Source organism: Vibrio sp. 10N.222.46.A1 (assembly GCF_041473595.1).
Classification (GTDB): Bacteria; Pseudomonadota; Gammaproteobacteria; order Enterobacterales; family Vibrionaceae; genus Vibrio; species Vibrio tasmaniensis_A.
Genome location: NZ_JBFRSN010001478.1, coordinates 1 through 641 on the forward strand (window position 1 = coordinate 1; position 641 = coordinate 641).

Sequence of the window (641 nt, forward strand, 5' to 3'; positions counted from 1 at the left end):
GTTCAGTTCACGTAGGATCTCGCCCGCAAACGCATAACCTTGTCCTGACTTGGCGTGGAATTGAACCGGGTTCATGTTTAAGAACGAACCTACCAAGTTACGAGTACGGTTCGGGTTCTTCAAGCTGAACGCTTGGTGCGACATCGACGCTTTAATCACTTCAAGTGCATTAGAACTTGGGTTTGAACCTTGCAATGCAAACCACTTATCCATGACAAGACCATCGTGTTTCCACTTGTCGCTGTAATCCGCCATCAAGGTTTCACGACATGGTAGTTGCGCACTGTTCGCCGCGCCCATTGCAGCCATTGTATCTGTCATGTTGTTTGCTTGTTGGTACATAGCAACAACCAAGTCATTACCCTTTTCAGTATGCGCTAAGTAACTTAGACAAACTTTACGTAGAGTACGCTTACCAATCGAATCGTGATCGATCGTGTATTCTGTTAGTGCATGGCTGTGATAAACCGCCGCTAACTCGTCTTCAAGTTCTGCAGCTAGTGTTACTTTCATTGAGTTAAGAACAGATGCGACCGCATCAATATCAACGCGCTCATACCAACCCGACACTTCGTTATGGCTCGGTAGAGAAAGCATTTCTGCAATAAACGCAGGTTCTAGTGAATCACTAAGCAGTACCC

Annotated in this window: 1 protein-coding gene; it reads right to left on the reverse strand. The window is 46.0% G+C overall.

Annotated features, from left to right (window positions below; genetic code table 11):
• Nucleotides 1-641 (reverse strand): aminopeptidase N C-terminal domain-containing protein (locus AB4496_RS27510; RefSeq protein ID WP_372133146.1); only part of this gene is annotated, 641 nt, incomplete at both ends.